Consider the following 21,546-nt stretch of genomic DNA (forward strand, 5'->3'; position numbering starts at 1 on the left):
GGAGGGTTGGACGGATGGAGATCTTGACACGACGTGCATTGATAGCAGAAATAGCTAGACTCGGTCATCGCGATCGGAGGTGGTTATCAGTGGCCGGTAGTAATGCCCGTAGTAATGCCCATGCCCGCGGTAGCGCCCGTAGTGGCGCCAGCAGCCGGGTGAAGCAGCCGAGCCTGGCGCAGCTGCGCGCGTTCGCGGCCGTCGCGGAGCATCTGCACTTCCGGGACGCGGCCGCGGCGATCGGCATGAGCCAGCCCGCGCTGTCCGGAGCGGTCTCGGCGCTGGAGGAACTGCTCGGCGTGCGGCTGCTTGAGCGTACGACGCGGAAGGTGCTGCTCTCGCCCGCGGGGGAGCGGCTCGCGGTACGGGCGCAGGGCGTGCTCGCGGCCGTGGGGGCGCTGATGGAGGAGGCCGAGGCGGTACGGGGGCCGTTCACCGGGGTGCTGCGGCTGGGGGTGATCCCGACGGTGGCGCCGTATCTGCTGCCGACCGTGCTGCGGCTGGTGCATGAGCGGTATCCGGAGCTTGACCTTGAGGTGCATGAGGAGCAGACGTCGTCGCTCCTTGACGGGTTGCAGTCCGGGCGGCTGGATCTGCTGCTGCTCGCGGTGCCGCTCGGGGCGCCGGGGGTGAGCGAACTCCCGTTGTTCGACGAGGACTTCGTGCTGGTCACGCCGCTCGACCACTGGCTCGGCGGGCGGGAGGGGATTCCCCGGGAGGCGCTGCGGTCGCTGAACCTGCTGCTGCTGGACGAGGGGCACTGTCTGCGCGATCAGGCGCTGGACATCTGCCGGGAGGCGGGGCGCGGGGATGTGCCGGTGTCCACGACCGCGGCGGGGCTTTCGACGCTGGTGCAGCTGGTGGCGGGCGGGCTCGGGGTGACGCTGCTGCCGCGCACCGCGGTGACGGTGGAGACCAGCCGCAGCAGCCAGCTGCTCACCGGGTACTTCGCGGAGCCCGCGCCCACGCGACGGATCGCCCTCGCGATGCGTACGGGGGCGGCGCGGGCGGCGGAGTACGAGGAGCTGGCGGCGGAGCTGCGGGTGGCGCTGCGGACGCTGCCGGTGCGGACGGTCGCGGACGGCGGCTAGGGGAGACGCCCCTTAGCCGGGCTCCCGTGGCGGAAGCCCGGCTGGCGCGCTCACTCCGTACGCAGCCCGTCCGGGCGCATCAGCCGCAGCAGCGGCGGCAGGCTGAGGCCCGTGACCAGGAGCACCACGCCCGCGCCGATGCCCGCCATCGCGGCCACCCCGGCCCAGTCGACCGCGATCGAGGCGGCCGCCATCTTCAGCAGTACGGCGCCCAGCGTGATGCCCACCACGGTCGCCAGGACCAGGCCCAGGGCGATCGGGACCGCCGTCTGCCACAGGACCGACAGACACAGCGTCCGGCGCCGGGTGCCGAAGGCCACCAGGGCCGACAACAGCTTCTTGCGCTCGCGCAGTTGCTCCAGCTGGGACACCAGGAGACTCACACCGATCAGCAGCATCACACAGGTGGCCCCGATGAACAGGCCCTTGCGGACGGTGCGGAAGTCGTCGTCCACCTGCGTCGCCTGCAACTCGTACGTCCTGGTGTACGGCCCGGCCATCGCGGCGGCGTTGCGTACGTGCTCGCGCACGTCTGGCACCGACTCGTCGATCTGGACGTAGATCTCGCCCCTGAGGGTGCTGGTGGCCTCCTGCGGCAGTGCCCCGGTCGTGACCAGCAGTCCGCCGGTGATGTTGCCCATCGGGTCCTCGACGGCGGTGGCCGCGCGCACCGAGGCGGGTACCGTCCACGGGGGCGCCTCGGTGTCATCGGAGCCCCAGATCGGTTCGAAGTACAGCTTGGTGCCCGGCTTGGCCAGCTCGCGGGACTCGCCGTCCACGGCGAACACGTCGCCGTCGCGGCACGACGGCAGTTTCGCCATCAGGCCGAGCACCGCACAGCTTCCGACGGTGACCTGGGCTTCGGAGTCCTCGGAGGTGGGCTTGGCGCTCACCCAGGTGGAGGCGTGCGGCATGGTGCGCCGTACACCGTCGGCGGCGCGGAGCCTGCTGTCGGTCTCGGCCAGCCCCTCGGTGGCGGAACTGTCACCGCGCGGGCTGACGACCATCTGAGCCTGCGAGCGGTCGACGCCGGTCGGCTCGACGTAGTCGTCCTCGACCCCGGCGAACAGCATCTGGAGCGCGATCGCCCCGGCCACCGCGACCGCGATGCCATTGACCATCCGGGCCGCCGTGCCACTGCTCAACTGGAGTCGCCTGACCGCAAGTTGCCAGGAGAGCCCGCCGCCGCCCAGGCGGTTGACGCAGGCCTCGACCAGCCATGGCAGCAGTGCCGTGATGCCGATCAGGATCAGCACCACTCCGCAGGTGACCATCCACTGGTTGAAGTCGCCGTTGCCGTCGCCCTGCCCGAACATCGGGTAGAGCAGCCCGACACCGGCCACCGGAAGCAGCAGCCGCCACCACAGGCGGCGCCGGGACGGCTTCGCGGTACGTACGACACCGAGCGGCTCGATCACCACACCGCGCAGCGCGAACAGCGTCACCGCGACCGCCGACGCGGGCACCGTGACCGCGACCAGCAGCACCAGCAGGAGTGAGGGGTCCAGATCGTGCGAGAAGACCGTGACGTAGTCGAGCCGCACCTGGCCCGCGAGCTGCCGGGCGGCCAGGAAGAGCCCGGCGCCGATCAGCAGCCCGATCAGCGCCCCGGCGAACGCCTCGCCCGCAGCGGTCCTGCGCACCATCTGGCCGTCCGCGCCGACCAGCCGCAGCGCGGCCAGCCTGCGGTCACGGCGGTCGCCGCCGAAACGTACGGCCGCGGCGATGAACACACCGACCGGCATCAGCAGGACAACGAACATCACGACGACGAGCAGCACCAGGACCGGGCCCATCGGCCGGTCGGTCCGCACCTCCCCGAAGGAGTCGATCCGGCCGTCCGCGCCGTTCTCCGGGGAGGCCCCCGGGATGTCCGCCCCGACGTAGTACGCGAGTTCACCGGGGCCGACCAGTCCGTCGTCGGCGATGGTGCCGACGACGTCGTAGTCCAGCCGTCGGGCGAGTAGCTCGCCGTCGGAGGACGTCAGGAGGTCGCGCAGCGCGGGCGAGACGACCATCTCGCCGGGTTTCGGGAGCGCGTTGAGGCCGGGTGGCACCGGGGCGCGCGGGCCCTCGGGCTGGAGCATGCGGCCGCGTACGCTCTGATTCCGGAACTCGGTGTCGACGCGAGTGAAGAGCAGCGTGTCGTCCGCCGCCTTGTCGAGCGTGTCGCCGTACCGCAGTTCGCTGCGGTCCATCTCCCGGTCGTGGCGGCCCTGGAGGGCGTTCGGGAGCGCGGTGGTGACCAGCAGCAGGGCCACGCCGAGACCGACGCCGACGGCGGTCAGCAGCGTACGGAACCAGCCTTCGCGGCCGCCCGCGACGGCGAACCGTAGGCCGATGCCCAGGTCGCGGAGCCAGGATCCGACTAGGCCGGGGGGCGTGGGTGCCCGGGACTCGTGGGGCGCGGTGGGTGGAGGTGACAGCGTGGTCATATGGCCCGCTCCATGTCCCGGGACCGGCCGTCGCGTACGACGATCTCGCGGTCCGAGTACGCGGCGACCCGCGTCTCGTGCGTGACCAGGACGACGGCCGCGTTGGTGGACCGGGCGGCCTCGGTGAGCAGCTCCATCACGCGCTCGCCGTTGAGCGAGTCCAGCGCGCCGGTCGGCTCGTCGGCGAAGATCAGCCGAGGGCCGCTGACCAGGGCGCGGGCGATCGCGACGCGCTGGCCCTGACCGCCGGAGACCTCGCCGGGGCGCTTGCCCTTGAGGTCGTCGACCTCCAGGCGTTCCATCCAGCCGAGCGCGGTGCGCTCGGCTGCCTTGCGTCCCGCGCCGGTCAGCCGCAGCGGCAGCGCGACGTTCTCGACGCAGGTCAGCTCGGGCACCAGCTGGCCGAACTGGAAGACGAAGCCGAACTCGGTGCGGCGCAGGGCGCTGCGCTCGGCGTCACTCATCGCGGACAGTTCGCGGCCGTTGTAGAGGATCGTGCCCGAGTCGGGCGTGACGATCCCGGCGAGGCAGTGCAGCAGCGTCGACTTGCCGGACCCTGAGGGGCCCATCACGGCGACGATCTCGCCAGCGTGGATGGAGAACTCCGCGCCGTCCAGCGCGTGGGTCGGGCCGTACGCCTTGCGCAGGTCACGGGCGGTGAGGAGGGCACCGGCGGGGGTCATGCGCCGACCGCCTTTCCGAGCTTGTCGAGACGGGCGGCGGTCAGTTCCAGCCACCGCAGGTCGGCTTCGAGGTGGAACAGCGCGTGGTCGCAGATCAGCTGGTCGGCGAGGTCGCCCCGGCGCTTGCGGTCGGTGAGGACGCGCATCATGCGCAGGTGCTCGGCGCGCTGAGTGTCCAGCAGGTCGGCGGCGTCCCGGCCGGTGAGCAGGGCGAGTACGACCTTGGTGTAGAGCGTCGAGCTCAGATACGGCTCGGGCTTCTCCGGCGTCGCGAGCCAGGCGCCGACGTCGGTGATGCCCGCCTCGGTGATGGCGTACCGCTTGCGCTCGGGGCCGTCACCGGCCTCTATGCCGTCGACCTCCACGAGGCCGTTCTTCAGGAGCCGCGACATGGTCGAGTAGACCTGCCCGTAGTGCAGGGGCTTGTCGTGGCCGAACTTCTCGTCGAAGGCGCGCTTGAGGTCGTAGCCGTGGCGCGGGCCGGACTCCAGGAGTCCGAGCAGGGTGTGACCAATGGACATGCAGGAGACTGTACACGGGGTGTATACGTCGCATGTATACCCGGGGTGTATACGTCGGGTGTCCGATGCTGGAGCCCGTGGTTTCCGGTGCGAGACCGCTCACATGTACGAGTTGTGGGCAACCCTTCGGGGCGTTCAGGAGTCGGTTCCTTTGAGGGCGGGTGCTGATTGTCACGTCCACAAAAGACCGGATCGCATGTCGTTTGTCCCTATCGCCGGTGTTAGCTTTCAAAGCTGACCGGGGGACCACAGTGACTGGAGCAGCGGGCTAATGAGCCGAGCGGAAGGCAGACAAGCGCGGCAGGGCGGCGCGCGCGGCGGCATACGCCGCTTCTTCACCTGGAAGAAGATGCTCGGCACGTTCCTTGGTGTGTGCCTGCTCGGCATGGCCGGATTCATCGGTCTGTACATGTACGTCGACGTCCCCGAGGCGAACGCCGAGGCGGAGTTCCAGAGCAACGTCTACAAGTACAGCGACGGCTCGATCCTGACCCGCACCGGCAAGCTCAACCGCGAGATCGTCGGCCTGGACCGGATGCCCAAGGACGTCAGGAACGCCTTCGTCGCCGCCGAGAACAAGTCCTTCTACAAGGACAAGGGCGTCGACCTGAAGGGCACCGCCCGCGGCCTGCTGAACACCGTCAGGGGCCAGGGCAAGCAGGGTGGCTCGACGATCACCCAGCAGTACGTCAAGAACTACTACCTGACCCACGACCAGACGGTCAGCCGCAAGCTCAAGGAACTGGTCATCGCCCTCAAGGTGGACCAGCAGAAGAGCAAGGACCACATCCTCGCGGGCTATATGAACACCGCGTTCTACGGCCGCAGCGCCTACGGAATCCAGGCCGCGGCCCAGGCGTACTACGGCGTCGACTCCGAGGACCTGACCGTCGAACAGGGCGCCTACCTCGCCGCGCTGCTCCAGGCCCCCAACCAGTACGACTGGGCGATAGCCACCGACACCGGTAAGAAGCTGGCCAAGGAACGCTGGAACTACGTCCTGGACAACATGGTCGGCGAGGGCTGGCTGGACGCCGGGGCGCGGGCCGGGATGACGTTCCCCGAGCCGGAGGAGCCGAAGCCCGTACCAGGCCAGCAGGGCCAGGTCGGCTACCTGGTGGAGGCGGCCAACCAGCAGCTGCGGGCCAAGGGCGTGTCCCAGGCCGAGATCGAGGCCGGTGGCTGGACGATCACCCTGAACATCGACAAGAAGAAGCAGAAGCAGCTGGAGAAGGCGGCCAAGGGTGAGCTGACCGACGCTCTCAAGCCGGACAGCAACAAGGTCGACGCGGCCGTCCAGGCGGGCGCCGCCTCGGTGGACCCCAAGACCGGCCAGGTACTCGCGCTGTATGGCGGCGTGGACTACACCAAGCACTACCGGTCCAACGCGACCCGTACCGACTACCAGCCCGCCTCCACCTTCAAACCGGTGATCCTCGCCGCCGCGCTGGAGCACGAGGCCGAGACGCAGGACGGCGAACCGATCACGGCGGACGCCGTCTACAACGGTGACAGCGAGACGCCCGTCGAGGGCAGCGACGTCGCCTACGCGCCGCCGAACCAGGGCGACGCCGACTACGGCCCGGTCACCGTCCAGAAGGCCATGAACAAATCCGTGAACTCCGTCTTCGCGCAGATGGGCGTGGACGTCGGCATGGACAAGGTCATGAAGATGGCCGACACGCTCGGCATGGACGTCGAGGGCCAGCAGGCCGTGCCCGCCCAGGCCCTGGGCACCATGGGCGCCAGCCCGCTCCAGATGGCCGGGGTCTACGCGACCTTCGCCAACCACGGCAAGAAGGTCAACCCGGCCGTGGTGCGCTCCGCCGAGCACATCAGCGGCAAGGTCGACCTCGGGAACCCGATCGGCGACCAGGTGATCAGCCGCTCCACCGCGGACTCCGTGACCTCGGTGCTGACCGGGGTGGTCAACGACGGTACGGGCGCGGCGGTACGCAACGCCCGACAGGCCGTCGCGGGCAAGACCGGCACGTCGGACAACTTCAAGTCCGCCTGGTTCGTCGGCTTCACCCCGAAGCTGGTCACCGCGGTCGGCCTCTTCGGTGAGGCGCCCCCGTCCGAGGGCGGCAAGCAGGTCTCCCTGCGCGGCATGACCGGAACGACGGGTCTGGGCAACGTCGCGGGCGGTAGCTTCCCGGCCCAGATCTGGGCCGCGTACACCTTTGGTGTGATGGGCGCGCCGACCAAGTTCGACCTGGACACGAGCATGGGCTCGGCGGTCCGTACGCCCCAGGAGCCGACGCCGAGCAGCTCGTCGTCGCCGACGCCGAGCGAGACGCCGTCATCCGAGCCCCCGACCACCGCGCCCCCGACGACGGAGCCTCCGACGACCGCGCCGCCGACGACGGAGCCCCCGACCACTCCGCCGCCGACGCTCGAGCCGACCGAGAAGCCGACGCCGACGTTCGAGCCCCCGGAGCCGACACAGCCCGACCCGGACCCGAGCGACGAGCCCACGTACGGCATCCCTCAGCCTCAGTCCGCGCCGGACGGGGACTGGCCGGACGGGGACTGAGGGCCTGTCTCCTGGCCTGACGCTCGGCATTGTCAGGTGCCGCTGACGGCGTCAGGTGCTGTTGTTGGCGGTGCCAGGTGCTGTTTGACAGCGTCGGGCGCTGTTGGCGGCGTCAGGCGCTGTTGACGCGGGTGGCGATGCTGTCGCCGAGCTCCTTGTCGATGTTGCGCCAGTACTGGAACGCCCGGTCCAGGACCGGCCGGGTGACCCCCTGCGCGAGGTGCCCGCTGACGTTGGACATCAGGCGTTCCCGCGCGGCGTCGTCCAGGACCTGCCGGACCATCGTGCCCGGCTGCCCCCAGTCGTCGTCCTCGCGGTGCGGCTTGTACGCCTCGCGGACCATCTCGCCCGCCGACGCCCAGCCCGCAGGGTCGCCGAAGTTCTGGACGTCGGCGGCCGGGCCGCCGTAGGAGTTGGGCGCGTACACCGCGCCGACCCGCGCGGGCTCGTACCGCATCGGGCCGTCCTTGGCGTACGAACGGACCTGCGAGCGTGGCCGGTTGGGCGGCAGCTGTGCGTAGTTCGGGCCGATCCGGTAGCGGTGCGTGTCCGGGTACGAGAACAGGCGGCCGAGCAGCATCTTGTCCGGCGACGGGCCGATGCCCGGGACCAGGTTGGACGGCTCGAACGCGGCCTGCTCGATGTGGATGAAGTAGTCCTCCGGGTTCCTGTCGAGGGTCATCCGGCCGACCTCGATCAGCGGGTAGTCGCCGTGTGGCCACACCTTGGTCAGGTCGAAGGGGTTGAAGCGGTAGTCGGGCGCGTCCTCGAACGGCATGACCTGGACGTACATCGTCCAGCTCGGCGCGTTCCCCGACTTGATCGACTCGTACAGGTCGCGGCGGTGCACGTCGGCGTCGGTGCCCGCGAGCTCGTCCGCCGTGCGCTGCGGCAGGAAGTCGACGCCCTGGTCGGTCTTCATGTGGTACTTGATCCAGAACCGCTCGCCGCCGCCGTTGACCCACATGTAGGTGTGTGACGAGTAGCCGTTCATATGGCGGTACGACTTCGGGATGCCGCGGTCGCCCATCAGCCACGTCACCATGTGCGCGGACTCCGGGGACAGCGTCCAGAAGTCCCACTGCATGTCGTGGTCGCGCAGCCCGCTGTCCGGGCGGCGCTTCTGGGAGCGGATGAAGTCCTGGAACTTACTCGGGTCCCGTACGAAGAAGATGGGCGTGTTGTTGCCCACCAGGTCGTAGTTGCCCTGCTCCGTGTAGAACTTGAGCGCGAAGCCGCGCGGGTCCCGCCAGGTGTCCGGAGAGCCCTGCTCACCGGCGACCGTCGAGAAACGGGCCAGCATCTCGGTGCGCTTGCCCGGCTGGAAGAGGTCAGCCTTGGTGAACTGGCTGACGTCGTTGGTGACTTCGAATGTCCCGTACGCGCCCGCGCCCTTGGCGTGGACCACGCGCTCGGGGACCCGCTCCCGGTTGAACTGGGCCATCTTCTCGATGAGGTAGTGGTCCTGGAGCAGGATCGGGCCGTCGGCGCCGACGGTGAGCGAGTGCTCGTCGCTCTCCACCGGGATGCCGGAGTTGGATGTGGTGTACGGGACCTTTTCTGGGGTCTCGGTCACGAGGATCATCCCCTCGGACGAAAGTCGTCAGGTCGCTGCGTTCAGGTCGCTGCGTTCAGCTCGTTGCGTTCACTTCTCCAGTCAACGCTAGTCCACGCCAGTCAACTCTGCCGACGGCCTGTCGGCAACATGTGGATGAGCCCCGATGGGGGCTAGGCCCTGTCCGGCGGACAGGCCTAGCCTCGGTTGAGCTCGAACCAGACCACTTTCCCCGTCGACAGCCGGGTCGCGCCCCACCGCCTGGCCATGCGGTTCACCAGATACAGCCCGCGACCGCCCTCATCGGTGGCCCGTGCCTGGCGCAGCCGGGGAAGCTGCGGCACGTCGTCGCCGACCTCGCAGCGCAGGACGTCCGTACGCAGCAGCCGCAGGGTCACCGGCCGGGTCGCATAGCGCACGGCGTTGGTGACCACCTCGCTGACCAGCAGCTCCACCGAGTCGGTCAGCTCCTCCAGGCCCCAGCGCTGGAGCGCGCGCCGGGCCAGCCGACGGGCGCGGGACGGTGCCGAGGCGTCCGGCTCCAGGTACCAGTACGCGACATCGCTGGGCGCGATGCCGTCGAAGCGCGCGGCGAGCAGTGCGATGTCGTCGTCCCGGTCACCCGGGCCGAGTATGTCGAGCACCTCGTCGCACAGCGCCTCCAGCGGCGGCGGGTGGTCGGGTCCGGTCAGCCGGGCGGTCGCGGCCATCCGCTCCCGTAGCTGCTCGATGCCGGTCCACACGTCGCGCAGCCGGGACTCGACCAGGCCGTCCGTATAGAGGAGCAGCGTCGCCCCGGCCGGGGCGTCCAGCTCCACGGCCTCGAAGTCGACGCCGCCGACGCCGATCGGCGCGCCCGGCGGCACCCGGAGCACCTCGGCGCGGCCGCCCAGGTGCAGCAGCACGGGGGGCGGGTGGCCCGCGTTGGCGATGGTGATGCGGTGCGCGACCGGGTCGTACACCGCGTACATGCAGGTCGCCATGCGGTCGCTGCCGAGCCGCTGGGCCTGCTCGTCCAGGTGGTGCAGCACTTCCTGCGGGGGCAGGTCCAGGCCCGCGAGGGTCTGGGCCGTGGTGCGCAGCTGGCCCATGATCGCGGCGGAGGTCATGGAGTGGCCCATGACGTCGCCGACCACCAGCGCGACCCGGCTGCCGGGCAGCGGGATCGCGTCGTACCAGTCGCCGCCGACCCGGGCCGTCTCGGCGGCCGGGAGGTAGCGGCTGGCCAGCCGTACGCCGGTGGGCTGCGGCAGCGTCTCGGGCAGCATGGTGCGCTGGAGCTCGTCCGCGATGTACGCCTCGCGGCCGTACAGCACCGCCTTGTCGATGCCGAGCGCGGTGTGCGTGGCCAGCTGGGCGGCGACCAGCAGGTCGTCCGGGTCGAAGGCGGTACGGTCGGGCCGCCGCAGGAACACGGCGGCGCCGATCACCCGGCGCCGCCCCCGGAGCGGGGCCAGGATCGCGCGCGGGCCTGGCGGTACGGTCCAGTCCTCGCCGAGCAGTTCGGGCAGCGCGGTCTCGGCGGCCGCCGCGTCGGCGAAGACCGGGCGTACGCCCCTGAGTACCTCGGCGAGCGCGCCGCCGGGGCGTACCTCGCAGAGCTCGGCCGCGGGGGTGTCGACGGGCTGGAGCTGGAGGGCGGGCGACAGCGCGCCGCGCTCGGTCTCCAGCTGGTCGCCCGCCGTGTCCGTGGCCGCTGCCGTGGCCGCTGCCGTGGCCTCGGCCACCTCGTCCACCAGCCGTAGCTGGTCGGTGCGGCGCAGGCGCAGCACGACGGGGTCCACCGGGCGCTCGTCGCCGACGGGGAGCGGGTCGCGCAGGTAGACCAGGATCGCGTCCGAGAACGTCGGCACGGTGGCTCGGCAGAGGCCCATGACGATCTCGTCGAGGTCGATGCCGCGGGCGATCCGCCGGGTGGCGGCGCCGACGAAGCGCAGCCGGTCCCCTTCCCGCCGCCCGCCGCGCCCGCCGACCGGGACCGCGTTCAGCGAGCCACCGCCGGCCCCGCCCGCGCCGCCGGGCTCGGCCCGTACTTCTGGCTCGGCCCGTACCTCGGGCCCGCCCGCGGCGCCGGGCTCGGCCCGCACCTCGGGCTCGGCCCGTACTTCTGGCACGCCTGCCGCGACGGCCGCTGGCCACGACGCGTCGGGTTCACTCCGCACGGGAGACGCCCCGGCGTCGGCGTCGGCGTCAGCTCCGGTGCCGATTCCGGCCCCGGCTTCGCTCGCGGCTTTGGTTTCGGCCTCGGTCGTGGCCCCGGTCGTGGCCCTGGCCCCGGCTTCGGTCCCGGTCCCGGTCCCGGTGCTGGGCTCGGGGTGGTGGGTGGCGCCGTTGGGGCTGGTGGGGCTCGTGGGGCTGGTGGTGGGCTGTGTGGGGATGGTGTCCTTCGGGTGTGGCGTCGCGTTCGGCTTCCGGCCAGGCCGCCGTGCCGGGCTCGTGGGCTCGTCCGACGGCGGGCGTGGGCGTGCCCGGTGGCTCGCCGGGTCCGCCGGATCGGGGCTCGCGGGCTGGGTGTGCTCGGCGGCCGGGTCGCCGTCGTGCGCGGATAACGGTGTCGCCGCCATGCCCAGGGCCCCGGGCGCGCCCGGCGCTTCCGACGGCTTGGGGGATCGCTGGCGTGCCCCGCGGGTGTCCGCGGGGGCGGTCGGCTGGGCCGTGCCGCACTGTCGACCCTCGTGCGATGTGGGCTGCTCCGTCACGCGCTTCGCATCCGTCCGTCCAGGGCTGCGCGCCCGGCGTTCCCACGTCCTGTCGTGCGCGGCCCGGCGCAAGTCCTCCCCCAGGTCGGATACCCCGAATGGGTGCCCTGGGAACGGAACTTCCACGCCAACGCGCCAGACCTGCCCAATGGCCTCACAGCCACCCCGGCGTCCCTCTCGTCCACGTCCTGCCGCCCCTCAGTGACGTACATCGGTCAAATGCCGGGTGTGCTCCGACAGTTGCTGCCGTGCTGCCCGCACGCGCCCTTGCGGACGACGATCCTACGTTTGCCCCACGGGGGCGCGGCAAGGGTCTCATGGGGACACATGCGCGGGCGTACGGTCCCAGTCGTCCGGAAGCGCCGGCACGCGCCAGGCGGGATCAGGCCGCCAGTGCTGCCAGCCCGCCGTGAACGGCGGCCCCCACGCCTCGATGGCCCGGACCGCGGCCCGGCCCGCCGCCCGTACGGCCCGTGCCTGCCTCGCGTCCAGCAGCCCGGCCCGCTGCGCCTGCGCGAACTCGTCTTCGTCGCGCCAGAGCCAACTGCGGTCCGGGTATACGGAGATGTCCAGGAAGTGGTCCTCCGAGTCCACCCCGTCCGACCAGCGCGTACGGGGCGCCTCGAGGTTCACGTACCAGCTCCGGAAGCGCCAGCCCGGATCCCAGAACAGCCACACCGACCACGGCTGACCGGGCCGCGCCAGCTTCAGTACGCCGGTCCCGAACCAGCGGTCGCGGCGCACCGCGCGCGGCTTGGTGTAGCGCGTGGCCAGCGGCTCCTGGTGTACGGGAGTGCCGTCGGCGAGCACCGGCTTCACACATTCCGTCCCGGGCGCGAGCCACACGGCGAGCAGCTCGTCAGTGTCCTGCACGACCGTCACAGGACGGCAGATATGCGGGTGTGGCCCTCCGTTCTCCCGGTACCGCCACAGAATGTGACTTCCTGGCGCCCAGCGCGCCGCCGTGTGCTCCGTCATGCGCAGATCCTAGGCGGGGGCGCCGGAGGGGACGCGGACGGGCCGAAATCAGCCCGTCCGGTTCCGGTCGCCAGCACCTTCGGAGGCCTGCTCAGGGGCGTGTCATCCGCAGGACGTCGAGCGCCGTGTCGAGCTGCTCGACCGTCAGGTCGCCCCGCTCGACGTACCCGCCCGCCAGCACCACCTCACGGATCGTGCGCCGCTCGGCCAGTGACGTCTTGGCGACCTTCGCGGCCTCCTCGTACCCGATGTACTTGTTCAGCGGGGTCACCACGGAGGGGGACGACTCGGCGTACTCGCGGGCCCGTTCCGCGTTCGCGGTGATCCCGTCGACCGTACGGTCAGCGAGCAGCCGGGACGCGGCGGCCAGCAGCCGTACCGACTCCAGGACGTTCTTGCCGATCACCGGCAGCATGACGTTCAGCTCGAAGTTCCCGGCCGCGCCCGCCACCGCCACCGTCGTGTCGTTCCCGGTTACCTGGGCCGCGACCATCAGGACCGCCTCCGGGATCACCGGGTTCACCTTGCCCGGCATGATCGACGAACCCGGCTGGAGGTCGGGGAGGTTGATCTCCGCCAGTCCCGTACGGGGCCCGGACGCCATCCAGCGCAGATCGTTGGCGATCTTCGTGAGGCTGACCGCGATGACCCGCAGCTGGCCGGAGGTCTCCACGATCGCGTCCCGCGCGCCCTGCGCCTCGAAGTGGTTGCGGGCCTCGGTGAGCGGCAGGCCGGTGGCCCGCGCGACCTCGGCGATGACGGCCGCCGAGAAGCCGGGCGGTGTGTTGATGCCGGTGCCGACGGCCGTGCCGCCCAGGGGCAGTTCGGCCAGCCGTGGCAGCGCGGACCGCAGCCGCTCGACGCCGTACCGTACCTGCGCCGCGTAGCCGCCGAACTCCTGACCGAGCGTCACGGGGGTGGCGTCCATCAGATGGGTCCGGCCGGACTTCACGACCTCGGCGAACTCCTCGGACTTGCGCTCAAGGGAGGCCGCCAGGTGCTCCAGGGCCGGAATCAGGTCGTCGGTCACGGCTCCGGTCGCGGCGATGTGGATCGAGGAGGGGAAGACGTCGTTCGACGACTGGGAGGCGTTCACCTGGTCGTTGGGGTGGACATCGCGGCCGAGCCGCTCCCCGGCGAGGGTGGCCAGTACCTCGTTGGTGTTCATGTTGGAGGACGTACCGGAGCCGGTCTGGAAGACGTCGACCGGGAAGTGCGCGTCCCAGCGCCCGTCCGCGACCTCGGCCGCCGCGTCCTGGATGGCGTCGGCCACGTCCTTGTCGATGACGCCGAGTTCGGCGTTGACCTTGGCCGCCGCTGCCTTGATCCGGGCCAGCGCCGCGATCTGCGCGGACTCCAGCGGCTGCCCGGAGACCGGGAAGTTCTGCACGGCGCGCTGGGTCTGGGCCCGCCACTTGGCGTGCGCGGGAACCCGCACCTCACCCATGGAGTCATGTTCGATCCGGTACTGCTCGTCTTCGTTGGTCATCATGATCGCCTCCAGAAAGTTGAGCACTTGTCTTGTTCGGGCTATTCCCAAGTCGGCTACCAGCCAGTAAATACCGGTGGTAACAGTGAAATCGGGGAGGCGCCCATGCAACACACCAGACCCACGACCCGTCGTAACAGCCCACGCATCAGAGGCACCGTCGCCGCCGCGGCGGCGGCAGCCGTAGCCCTGCTCGGCCTCAACGCTCCCATCTCCCAGGCCGCTCCCGCGTCATCGGCACCGGCAGCGGCACCCGCGTCGACCCCTCTTCCGCCCGAACTCGAGGCGATCCGCGCGGCCGAGGCGACAAAGCTCTACGGCGACTCCGCCGAGCGCCCTATGAGCCAGCGTCAGACTGGCCTGATCTCACTCGGCGACAGTGAGATTTCAGGCGAGGGTGCCGGATCGTACGAACCCGGCACGGACGGCCCCGACAACTGGTGCCACCGCTCGAAGGTCGCCGCGATCCACCGCACCGGCGTGCCCGCCGACCAGACGTACAACGTCGCCTGCTCCGGCGCGTCGTCCGGCAACATCAAGATCGGCGGCAGCAAGCAGTACGCCGACGAACTGGTGCAGAGCGACAGCCTCGCCATCAAGGCCAGGAACACGAAGATCAAGATGGTGCTGCTCGTCGCGGGCGCCAACGACGACCTCCAGTTCGGTCCCGTCATGACCGACTGCGTGGTCCGCTGGTTCACCTTCCAGGGCGCGTGCGAGCCCAAGTACGCCCCCGGCTGGCAGGGCCGGGTGGACGGCCTGAAGCCCAAGGTCGAGGACACGGTGGGTGATCTGCGTACCGTGATGCGCGACGCGGGGTACGCGGACGACTCGTACAAGCTCGTCGTGATGAGCTACCCGAGCCCGATCGGCCCCGACATCTACGACAACCCCAACTACCCGGGCAAGATCCCCGGCGGCTGCACCGGCTACGACTCCGACGCGGCCTGGGGCCGCAACTACGCCGTACCCACCTTCGAGACCGGCATCAGGGCCGCCGCACGGGACAGCGGCGCCACCTACCTCGACAGCTCCCGGCTCTTCCACGGCCACGAGGTCTGCATGGAACAGACCTGGGCGCGCGGCCTCTACCTGGAGCTGAGCAACCCCTTCCCGCCGGACGAGAACTCCGCCCGCCAGTCCTTCCACCCGAACGCCGCCGGCCACGGCGCCTTCGCCGCCTGCCTGACGCAGCTGTACGACTCCGGCCTGAACGAGGCCAGTTGCGTCGACCCGGCCAGCACGGGCAGCCCGAAGCTGTATCCGGGCGTCCTGAGCGAGAAGTTCGCCCCGCTGAAGAACGAGGCGACCGGCACCTGCGTCGACGCGGAGGGCGCCAGCAGCCGCAACGGCACGGACATCATCGGCTGGGACTGCTCGGGCGAGCGCCACCAGGGTTGGTGGTACGACAAGTCCACCAAGTCGCTGCACATCGAGCAGACCCACGACCGCTGCCTCGACGTCCCTGAAGGCACGTACACCGAGGGCGCCGCCCTCACCCTGTGGAACTGCCACGGCGGCGCCAACCAGCGCTTCACCAACGACTCGGGCACCCTGCGCCCGGCCGAGGCGAACGGCCTCTGCGTGACGCTGGCTTCACCCAAGGGCGCGGTGAAACTCCAGAAGTGCGACGGCTCAGCCAGCCAGCGCTTCGCGTAACGAACGGCAACAGAACGGGAACAGAGCGTCCCCGCACAGCCGGAAGGTCCTGGTCGCAAGGCGGTGACCAGGACCTTTCCGGCGTCCCGCGTGAGCTGGCGGGCTCATGGGCACGGCCGGACAATGAGAAGCGTGCCAAGAGGGGAACCCCGACTCCACAGGAGGCAGGCATGTCCCGCGATTTCACGAGGATGGGCGCGCTCGGCGCCGCAGTGGTCGCCGCCGTTGCCTTCGGCGCCGCCCCGATCGCCGCCGCGGCCCCTGCCCAGCCAGACGGCGACCCCGACTTCACGCTGTACGCCAAGGAGGTCACCGGGGACGACGCGGAGCCCGAGCCGACCGAGCCACCCAAGGCGGGCGACAGCTTCACCTTCGCCGACGACTTCTTCACCAGCAAGGATCAGGATGCGGAGAGGGCTGGCCGGGAGGGCGGGGTGTGCAACGTGGTGCGGACGAGCGAGCAGGGCGGGGAGATGATGTGCGTAGCCACTATGGTCCTGACCGGCGACCGTGGAGGTCAGCTCACCGGGCAGACGCTGCTGACGTACAGCCTGGCTGAGGAGGAAGGGCCCGCCTTCGACATCGCCATCACGGGTGGGACCGGCGACTTCGCCGACGCGCGGGGCGAAGTCCGGGCGGTTCCCGACGGGGAGTTCCAGCGGTTCGAGTTCCACCTCGCGGACTGAGCGCGGTGACGCGGTGAGGTGAGGGGCCCCGTCGCGCGGGGCCCCTCGGACCTGAGACTCGGTCGGCTCAGGCCCTGGGTCAGCCCAGGCCCTCGGTCAGTCCAGGCCAGGACCCCGTACCGGGATGGCCGTGAACGTCGGCTGCGCCGGCGACGGGTCCTTGAAGAAGTCGTTGCCCTTGTCGTCGACGACGATGAAGGCCGGGAAGTCCTCGACCTCGATCTTCCAGACCGCCTCCATGCCGAGCTCCTCGTACTCGACGACCTCGACCTTCTTGATGCAGTCCTGCGCGAGCCGGGCGGCCGGGCCGCCGATCGAGCCGAGGTAGAAGCCGCCGTAGCTGCCGCAGGCATCGGTGACCTGCTGGGAGCGGTTGCCCTTGGCGAGCATCACCTTGGAGCCGCCCGCCGCCTGGAACTGCTCGACGTAGGAGTCCATCCGCCCGGCCGTCGTCGGGCCGAAGGAGCCGGACGCGTACCCCTCGGGGGTCTTGGCGGGGCCCGCGTAGTAGACCGGGTGGTCCTTCAGGTACTGCGGCATCTCCTCGCCCGCGTCGAGCCGCTCCTTGATCTTGGCGTGCGCGATGTCGCGGGCGACGACCAGCGGGCCGTTCAGCGAGAGCCGGGTCTTCACCGGGTACTTGGACAGCTCGGCGAGGATCTCGTCCATCGGCTGGTTGAGGTCGATGCGTACGACGTCTTCTTCGCCCTCGCTCTCGAGGTGCTCGTCCGTGGTGTCCGGCAGGAAGCGCGCCGGGTCCGTCTCCAGCTGCTCCAGGAAGACGCCCTCGGCGGTGATCTTCGCGACGGCCTGGCGGTCGGCCGAGCAGGAGACGGCGATCGCGACCGGGCAGGACGCGCCGTGCCGTGGGAGGCGGACGACGCGTACGTCGTGGCAGAAGTACTTGCCGCCGAACTGCGCACCGATGCCGATCTTCTGCGTCAGCTCGAAGACCTTCTCCTCGAGGTCCTTGTCGCGGAAGCCGTGGCCGAGCGGTGAGCCCGCGTCGGGGATCTCGTCCAGGTAGTGCGCGGAGGCGTACTTCGCGGTCTTCAGCGCGTACTCGGCCGAGGTGCCGCCGACGACGATCGCCAGGTGGTACGGCGGGCAGGCCGCCGTACCGAGCGAACGGATCTTCTCCTCCAGGAACTTCATCATGGAGGCCTCGTTCAGGACCGCCTTGGTCTCCTGGTACAGGAACGACTTGTTCGCCGAGCCGCCGCCCTTGGCCATGATCAGGAACTTGTACGCGTCGCCGTCGGCCGCGTACAGCTCGATCTGCGCGGGGAGGTTGGAGCCGGTGTTCTTCTCGTCCCACATGGTCAGCGGGGCCATCTGCGAGTAGCGCAGGTTGAGGGTCTGGTACGCGTCGTAGATGCCGCGCGAGAGGGCCTCCGCGTCGCCGCCCTCGGTGAGGACGTTCTGGCCGCGCTTGCCCATCACGATCGCGGTGCCGGTGTCCTGGCACATCGGGAGGACGCCCGCGGCGGCGATGTTCGCGTTCTTGAGGAGGTCGAGCGCGACGAACTTGTCGTTCGACGAGGCCTCGGGGTCATCGATGATCTTGCGCAGCTGGGCGAGGTGCGCGGGCCGCAGGTAGTGCTGGATGTCGTGGATAGCCTCTTCCGTGAGCCGGCGCAGCGCCTCCGGCTCGACCTTGAGGAAGGTGCGCCCGTCGGCCTCGAAGGTGGACACACCCTCGGCGGTCACCAGTCGGTAGGGCGTGGCGTCCTCTCCCAGGGGGAGCACATCGGAGTACGCAAACTCTGGCATTACGGCCATTCCTCACTCGGCAGACAGCGGCGCGACCTCCGTTGGTGGCGCGCGCACCAGCCTAGAGCGCCGGGTGCGGGCCAGGTCTGTGAGGTAAGGCTCAGTACCTCTAGTCGCGATCTATCGCGAGTCGGTAAGGTGGGGGCGTGGACCTCGAAAAGCACCCGCCTCAGGCACCACCAGCCCCTCAGGCACCACCAGCCACAGAGCTCCGTGCGTCGGACGCCGACCGCGACCGCACCGCGGACATCCTCCGCGAGGCGCTCGCGGAGGGCCGTCTGACCGCCGAGGAGCACTCCGAGCGGGTGGACGGGGTGTACCGCGCCAAGACCGTGGCCGAACTAGCACCGCTCGTCCAGGACCTGCCCACGCCGCGCGAACGCCATCAGAGCGCCCAGGTCAATGCCTACGCGCCACCCCGTACGGGTGTTCCGGCGACCGCGGACGAGAACCTGGTCGCGGTGTTCAGCAGCTCGACCCGTAAGGGCCGGTGGCGGGTGGCCCGCAGGACCCACGCGTACGCCATCTTCGGCAACGTGGAGATCGACCTGACGGAGGCGATCTTCGAGCATCAGCGGGTGGTCATCAAGGCGGTCTCCGTCTTCGGCAACGTCGAGGTGACCGTCCCGGAGAACATCTCGCTGCACGGCAGCGGCAGCGGGGTCTTCGGCAACTTCGAGGTCGAGACGCTGGACTCGGGCAACCCGCAGGCCCCGCTCGTTTTCGTCGACGGATACGCGGTGCTGGGCAACATCGAGGCGAAGCCCAAGCGCGGCAAGCTCATCCAGGATCTGAGCGACCGGCTGCGTAAGCATTTCGGCCACTGAGGCAGGTCTCTCAGGCCCCGGCGGCGGTGACGGCGGTTGTGACAGTGACGGGTGACGGGTGACGCTGACGGAAAGGCTGAAACGAGTCTGGACGCGCCCGGATGCGGGGGCCGGGATTCCGCGCCTCTCCCACGCGTCGGAACTCAGTGCATAGGCCCGCGCACAGTGGGTAGGCCTTGCCGCATCCTCTCCCGCTCGCGAAGCCGTCGTCGCAAGGAGTAGACCGTGCTGCAACCGCCGCATCAGTCCCTGCAGGTCGCCGCCGTGTCGGCCGATGGGGTATCCCCTGCTCGAGCGGAGTCGAGAGCCTACGGAAGGGTGCCGACGCCGAGGTCCGCGCCGCCCTCGACGCGGACGCCGACGCCGCCGCCGACACGAGACCAGGAAACCCCGTGGCATACGGCGGCCGTGTGCCGCCGGGATGAAGCGGGGCTGTTCTTCGCCCCGTCCAAGGAGCCGACGGCCGCGCGGCTGTCCCGCGAGGATGCCGCGAAGCGGGTGTGCGCGGGCTGCCCCGTGATGGTCGAGTGCCGCGAGCACGCCCTGCTGCAGCCCGAGCCGTACGGCGTGTGGGGCGGGCTGACCGCCGCTGAGCGCCGGGTCGTGCTGACCCGCCGCCGTCGCCGCGACATGGAACTGCAGAACGCGTCGCGCACGGCAGGGCAGGTCGCGGCCGCCGGTTAGCCGCTACGCGAGCGACAGCGCAGCGCATGCATGGAAGCGAATAAAGGGGGGCGCCCTCCGCACAAAGGGCGCCCCCCTTCGCGTACGCGCTCCCGAATGTGCTTCGGTGCGCGCGCCGCTCGCTGTGCTGCTTGCTGTCTTGCTTGCCTGCCCCGCTACTTCGCGCGGTCGAAGTCGATGGCGCTGTAGGCGCGCAGTTTCGACAGCCGGTGCGTCGAGTCGATCTGGCGGATGGTGCCCGACTTGGAGCGCATCACCAGCGACTGCGTGGTGGCGGTCTCGGCGCTGTAGCGCACCCCGCGCAGCAGTTCGCCGTCGGTGATGCCGGTCGCCACGAAGAAGACGTTGTCGCCGGAGACCAGGTCGCCGGTGTAGAGCACCCGGTCCAGGTCGTGTCCGGCGTCGATGGCGCGCTGCTTCTCGGCCTCGTCCTTGGGCCAGAGCTTGCCCTGGATGGTGCCGCCCAGGCACTTGATGGCGCAGGCGCTGATGATGCCCTCGGGGGTGCCGCCGATCCCCATCAGCAGGTCGACGCCGGTGCCCTCGCGTACCGCCATGATCGAACCGGCCACGTCGCCGTCGGAGATGAACTGGATACGGGCGCCGGTCTCCCGGATCTCCTTGACGATGCCCTCGTGGCGCGGGCGGTCGAGGATCATCACGGTGACGTCCTCGGGGGCGGACTTCTTGGCCTTGGCGACCCGGCGGATGTTCACCGAGGCCGGGGCGTTAATGTCCACGTAGTCAGCGGCTTCGGGCCCGGTGACCAGCTTGTCCATGTAGAAGACCGCGGACGGGTCGAACATGGTGCCGCGGTCGGCGGCGGCCAGTACGGCGATGGCGTTGGGCATGCCCTTGGCGCAGAGCGTGGTGCCGTCGATGGGATCGACCGCGATGTCGACCTCGGCTCCGGTGCCGTCGCCGATCCGCTCGCCGTTGAAGAGCATCGGCGCTTCGTCCTTCTCGCCTTCGCCGATGACGACGATGCCGTTCATCGAGACGGTGTGGACCAGGGTGCGCATGGCCCGGACCGCGGCACCGTCGGCGCCGATCTTCTCGCCCCGGCCCACCCAGCGGCCGGCGGCCATGGCGGCGGCCTCGGTGACCCGGACGAGCTCCAGGGCGAGGTTGCGGTCGGGGGCTTCGGGGGAGACCTCGAGTTCGGACGGGAGATGATGCTCGGTCATCGAGCGCACCTTTCGTGATACGGCGACGGCCGGAGGAGGGTGATGCAGCTGACTCTATCGGCAGGTCGACAAATTGAGCAGAGCGGGTCACGCATGAGCGCGGGTGGGGGGCCGTGCTGGGCGTCGGCGGACACCTGCGACGATGGGGGCGTGGCAGGTATGAAAGGCAAGCAGACGGTCCGGGACATGGTGCTGTCCATGGTGGCCATCGGCGCGGTCGTCGCGGTCATCTACGTCTTCCTCCCCCGCGACGAGTCCCAGGACCCGCTGGAGCGGAAGAACTACACGGTCGAGCTGGCGACGGCGCAGCGCGCCACGAGCTACCCGGTGGTCGCGCCCGAGGGGCTTTCCGATGACTGGAAGGCGACGTCGGTGCGCTTCAAGGCCGTTGACGACCAGGCCTGGCACCTGGGCTTCCTGTCGCCGGAGCGCGAGTACGTGGGGATTGAGCAGTCCGTGGCGACGCCGCGCAAGTTCATCGACAACGTCACCCACGGCGCCGAGGAGACCGCACGCACCGAGCGGATCGGCGGCGAGGACTGGAAGCGGTACGAGGGTCCGAAGTACGACGCCCTGGTGTACGAGGGTGACGGCTATACGACGGTGGTGACGGGTACCGCGCCGTTCGAGGACCTGACGAAGGTGGCCACGTCGCTCAAGGGCCCTGACCCGGCGAAGTGATCTGACCTGCGGGTCTGTAGACATGTGGGCCTGTAGGCATGCGGGTCTGTAGACATGGTGAA

Annotated in this window: 16 protein-coding genes; 7 read left to right on the plus strand and 9 right to left on the minus strand. The window is 70.2% G+C overall.

Annotated elements, in window-relative coordinates:
• The first annotated feature begins 158 nt into the window (after positions 1-158).
• On the plus strand, positions 159-1,091 hold the full coding sequence (locus GCN81_RS19075; RefSeq protein WP_231626844.1) for a LysR substrate-binding domain-containing protein: 933 nt from the start codon (positions 159-161) through the stop codon (positions 1,089-1,091).
• Between the two features lie 50 nt (positions 1,092-1,141).
• Here the strand turns inward: GCN81_RS19075 and GCN81_RS19080 are convergent, their stop codons facing one another.
• Genes GCN81_RS19080 through GCN81_RS19090 form a run of 3 tightly spaced genes read right to left on the minus strand, consistent with a single transcriptional unit; the run spans position 1,142 to position 4,730 of the window.
• Positions 1,142-3,526, minus strand: coding sequence for an ABC transporter permease (locus tag GCN81_RS19080; RefSeq protein ID WP_156725819.1), 2,385 nt, complete (start codon positions 3,524-3,526; stop codon positions 1,142-1,144).
• Positions 3,523-4,209, minus strand: coding sequence for an ABC transporter ATP-binding protein (locus tag GCN81_RS19085; protein WP_156725820.1), 687 nt, complete (start codon positions 4,207-4,209; stop codon positions 3,523-3,525). Before GCN81_RS19085 ends, GCN81_RS19080 begins: the two co-directional genes overlap by 4 nt.
• Positions 4,206-4,730 carry a PadR family transcriptional regulator gene (locus GCN81_RS19090; RefSeq protein ID WP_156725821.1) on the minus strand — a complete coding sequence of 175 codons (525 nt, stop codon included), beginning with the start codon at positions 4,728-4,730 and terminating at the stop codon, positions 4,206-4,208. The genes GCN81_RS19085 and GCN81_RS19090 overlap by 4 nt, the downstream gene beginning before the upstream one ends.
• Positions 4,731-5,001: 271 nt before the next feature.
• Between GCN81_RS19090 and GCN81_RS19095 the strand changes: the two genes are divergently transcribed.
• The gene (locus GCN81_RS19095) at positions 5,002-7,266 is read left to right on the plus strand and encodes a transglycosylase domain-containing protein (protein WP_156725822.1); all 2,265 of its coding nucleotides are present in this window, start codon (positions 5,002-5,004) and stop codon (positions 7,264-7,266) included.
• Positions 7,267-7,378: 112 nt separating this feature from the next.
• Here the strand turns inward: GCN81_RS19095 and GCN81_RS19100 are convergent, their stop codons facing one another.
• From GCN81_RS19100 to GCN81_RS19115, 4 genes are all read right to left on the minus strand, one after another.
• Positions 7,379-8,842, minus strand: coding sequence for a catalase (locus tag GCN81_RS19100; RefSeq protein WP_156725823.1), 1,464 nt, complete (start codon positions 8,840-8,842; stop codon positions 7,379-7,381).
• A gap of 176 nt (positions 8,843-9,018) precedes the next feature.
• The gene (locus GCN81_RS19105) at positions 9,019-11,520 is read right to left on the minus strand and encodes a SpoIIE family protein phosphatase (RefSeq protein ID WP_197287702.1); all 2,502 of its coding nucleotides are present in this window, start codon (positions 11,518-11,520) and stop codon (positions 9,019-9,021) included.
• A gap of 315 nt (positions 11,521-11,835) precedes the next feature.
• Positions 11,836-12,498: a cytidylyl-2-hydroxypropylphosphonate hydrolase gene (gene fomD / locus GCN81_RS19110; RefSeq protein ID WP_156725824.1), complete on the minus strand. Its 663-nt coding sequence runs from the start codon at positions 12,496-12,498 to the stop codon at positions 11,836-11,838.
• A 91-nt stretch (positions 12,499-12,589) separates the two neighbouring features.
• Positions 12,590-13,990 carry a class II fumarate hydratase gene (locus GCN81_RS19115; RefSeq protein WP_407697990.1) on the minus strand — a complete coding sequence of 467 codons (1,401 nt, stop codon included), beginning with the start codon at positions 13,988-13,990 and terminating at the stop codon, positions 12,590-12,592.
• A gap of 102 nt (positions 13,991-14,092) precedes the next feature.
• On the opposite strand from GCN81_RS19115, the gene GCN81_RS19120 reads away from it, so the two are divergent.
• Positions 14,093-15,646 carry a ricin-type beta-trefoil lectin domain protein gene (locus GCN81_RS19120; RefSeq protein ID WP_156725825.1) on the plus strand — a complete coding sequence of 518 codons (1,554 nt, stop codon included), beginning with the start codon at positions 14,093-14,095 and terminating at the stop codon, positions 15,644-15,646.
• A 170-nt stretch (positions 15,647-15,816) separates the two neighbouring features.
• On the plus strand, positions 15,817-16,332 hold the full coding sequence (locus GCN81_RS19125; protein WP_156725826.1) for an allene oxide cyclase barrel-like domain-containing protein: 516 nt from the start codon (positions 15,817-15,819) through the stop codon (positions 16,330-16,332).
• A 96-nt stretch (positions 16,333-16,428) separates the two neighbouring features.
• Here GCN81_RS19125 and GCN81_RS19130 read toward each other — a convergent pair whose 3' ends face one another.
• Complete coding sequence (locus tag GCN81_RS19130; protein ID WP_156725827.1) at positions 16,429-18,114, minus strand: fumarate hydratase; 1,686 nt, start codon at positions 18,112-18,114, stop codon at positions 16,429-16,431.
• A gap of 137 nt (positions 18,115-18,251) precedes the next feature.
• Between GCN81_RS19130 and GCN81_RS19135 the strand changes: the two genes are divergently transcribed.
• Complete coding sequence (locus GCN81_RS19135; RefSeq protein ID WP_156725828.1) at positions 18,252-18,932, plus strand: DUF1707 SHOCT-like domain-containing protein; 681 nt, start codon at positions 18,252-18,254, stop codon at positions 18,930-18,932.
• Positions 18,933-19,157: 225 nt separating this feature from the next.
• Entirely contained in the window at positions 19,158-19,616 is a 459-nt protein-coding gene (locus GCN81_RS19140) for a WhiB family transcriptional regulator (RefSeq protein WP_197287703.1), read from the plus strand.
• Positions 19,617-19,771: 155 nt separating this feature from the next.
• Here the strand turns inward: GCN81_RS19140 and glpX are convergent, their stop codons facing one another.
• Complete coding sequence (gene glpX, locus GCN81_RS19145) at positions 19,772-20,803, minus strand: class II fructose-bisphosphatase (protein ID WP_156725830.1); 1,032 nt, start codon at positions 20,801-20,803, stop codon at positions 19,772-19,774.
• 159 nt (positions 20,804-20,962) lie between these two features.
• On the opposite strand from glpX, the gene GCN81_RS19150 reads away from it, so the two are divergent.
• Positions 20,963-21,484 (plus strand): DUF4245 domain-containing protein, encoded by a 522-nt coding sequence (locus GCN81_RS19150; protein ID WP_156726278.1) that lies wholly within the window; start codon positions 20,963-20,965, stop codon positions 21,482-21,484.
• The last annotated feature ends 62 nt before the right edge of the window (positions 21,485-21,546 follow it).

This window comes from Streptomyces apocyni (assembly GCF_009739465.1).
In the GTDB taxonomy this organism is placed as follows: Bacteria; Actinomycetota; Actinomycetes; order Streptomycetales; family Streptomycetaceae; genus Streptomyces; species Streptomyces apocyni.

Excerpts from the sequence above, each read along its gene's own strand:
- GCN81_RS19080 (WP_156725819.1), bottom strand. The coding sequence starts at position 3,526 with ATGACCACGCTGTCACCTCCACCCACCGCGCCCCACGAGTCCCGGGCA.
- GCN81_RS19085 (WP_156725820.1), bottom strand. The coding sequence starts at position 4,209 with ATGACCCCCGCCGGTGCCCTCCTCACCGCCCGTGACCTGCGCAAGGCG.
- GCN81_RS19090 (WP_156725821.1), bottom strand. The coding sequence starts at position 4,730 with ATGTCCATTGGTCACACCCTGCTCGGACTCCTGGAGTCCGGCCCGCGC.
- GCN81_RS19095 (WP_156725822.1), top strand. The coding sequence starts at position 5,002 with ATGAGCCGAGCGGAAGGCAGACAAGCGCGGCAGGGCGGCGCGCGCGGC.
- fomD (WP_156725824.1), bottom strand. The coding sequence starts at position 12,498 with ATGACGGAGCACACGGCGGCGCGCTGGGCGCCAGGAAGTCACATTCTG.
- GCN81_RS19115 (WP_407697990.1), bottom strand. The coding sequence starts at position 13,990 with ATGATGACCAACGAAGACGAGCAGTACCGGATCGAACATGACTCCATG.
- GCN81_RS19120 (WP_156725825.1), top strand. The coding sequence starts at position 14,093 with ATGCAACACACCAGACCCACGACCCGTCGTAACAGCCCACGCATCAGA.
- GCN81_RS19125 (WP_156725826.1), top strand. The coding sequence starts at position 15,817 with ATGTCCCGCGATTTCACGAGGATGGGCGCGCTCGGCGCCGCAGTGGTC.
- GCN81_RS19130 (WP_156725827.1), bottom strand. The coding sequence starts at position 18,114 with ATGGCCGTAATGCCAGAGTTTGCGTACTCCGATGTGCTCCCCCTGGGA.
- glpX (WP_156725830.1), bottom strand. The coding sequence starts at position 20,803 with ATGACCGAGCATCATCTCCCGTCCGAACTCGAGGTCTCCCCCGAAGCC.
- GCN81_RS19150 (WP_156726278.1), top strand. The coding sequence starts at position 20,963 with ATGAAAGGCAAGCAGACGGTCCGGGACATGGTGCTGTCCATGGTGGCC.